The organism is Streptomyces phytophilus, from assembly GCF_013870535.1.
Taxonomy (GTDB): domain Bacteria; phylum Actinomycetota; class Actinomycetes; order Streptomycetales; family Streptomycetaceae; genus Streptomyces; species Streptomyces phytophilus.
In genome coordinates, this window is sequence record NZ_JACBXC010001331.1 from 1 (window position 1) to 1,614 (window position 1,614).

Below are 1,614 nucleotides of genomic sequence, written 5' to 3' on the forward strand. Positions count from 1 at the left end.
CTCCGACGTGCCGCGGGCGCGCAGGTCGGCGCGCAGGCGGCGGCGCGCCAGCCCTACTCCGTCCGGGCCGTGGGGAACGGCCATGGACGAAGCCGGCGCCTGCTGTGCCACCACGAACATCACCACCCCCAGCGATCTCCTCGCCCCGCAACAGGGAGTCAATGCCCCCCCGGGGTGGATCGGAAACCGGCCAACCGGCGACCGTTGATGCACTCGTTACGTAACCGAACGCAGTGCGCGCGCCGCGGTACTACGCGTAGTCACGCATCACCGGTGGGCGGTGTGTCGTAGCCGATGCGGTCCAGTTGGGCCCGGACCTGCCGGGGGCGGTTGGTGATGACGGCCTCGACGCCGAGGCGGGCGCACAGGGCGACGTCGTCGGGTTCGTCGACGGTCCAGACGTGGACGCGGTGGCCGGCGCGGTGCAGGCGCGCGACGTAGCCGGGGTTGGCGCGCACGATGCGCAGGCTCGGTCCGGCGATGCCGACGCCGCGGGGCAGGCGGCCGTCGCGGAAGCGGGGCAGGAGGAACTGCATGAGAAAGACGGTGGGGACGGCGGGCGCGGCGGCGTGGACGCGGTGCAGGGAGCGGGCGGAGAAGCTCATCACCCGCACGAGGGAGGGTCCGTCGGTTTCCGGGTGGGGGCCGGCGGCGGTGTGGGCCGCGGCGCTTTCGGTACGGGGGGCCGCCCGGCCGGTGCGCGGTCCGGCCCGGCCGGTGCGGGGGGCCGCCGGGCCGGCGAGGCCGAACCGGCGGAGCAGTTCGACCAGTTTCTCCTCGACCTGGCCGGCCCAGCGGGTGGGGTGCTTGGTCTCGATGGCGAGTTCCACCCGGCGCCCGGAGTCGGTCACCAGCTCCAGCAGGCGTTCCAGGGTGAGTACCGAGGTACGTTCCCAGTCGGGCTCCTCCGGTGTCTCGCGCTGGCGCCGGCCCACTTCGTCGCGGCGCTCCTCGCGGGCCTTCCAGGAGCCGAAGTCGAGGGCGGCGAGGTCGGCGAGTTCCAGTGCGGAGACGGCGCCGCGGCCGTCGGAGGTACGGTTGACGCGCCTGTCGTGGACGCAGACGAGATGGCCGTCGGCGGTGAGCCGCACGTCGCACTCCAGGGCGTCGGCGCCCTCCTCGATGGCCGTGCGGTACGCGGCGAGCGTGTGCTCCGGCGCCGCCTCGGACGCGCCCCGGTGCGCGACGACGGCGGGCGGATCCGGCCGCGTACGCCCGTACGGCCCATCCGCGGGTGCTTGGCTCACCGGCTCATCGTGCCACCCGGCGCGCCAGGTGGCCCGGCCCTCGTCTGCCACCCAGGGGATGCGCCGGGAATGTCCGAAGTAAAGGATGTCAGCCAAAGACCAGGTGCGGTTTACCGTCCGCTGACAAGCGGTGCGGGACCCTGATTGGGCGGGTAGGCGCAACTGGCACCTGGCGTGAAACGTGAAGGAGAGAGCTGTGAGTACCGAGAACGACGGCGCGACGCCCCGGCGGCCGGACTTTCCGCCGCCGGACGCGGGAGCGAGGTCTCCGGTCGAGTCTCCTGAGCGCGCGAACACGGGGGCCGGCGGCGCCTGGCCGGCGGGACCGGAGGGGCCGGGTGGTTCGGACGCTGCCGGCTCCCCGGGA

General features: G+C 74.0%; 1 protein-coding gene. It reads right to left on the bottom strand.

Going from position 1 to position 1,614, the window contains the following annotated elements:
- Positions 1-260: 260 nt before the first annotated feature.
- Positions 261-1,247, bottom strand: a complete 987-nt coding sequence (locus tag H5J30_RS32100) for a glycerophosphodiester phosphodiesterase family protein (RefSeq protein WP_181791134.1) — start codon at positions 1,245-1,247, stop codon at positions 261-263.
- Positions 1,248-1,614: the final 367 nt, after the last annotated feature.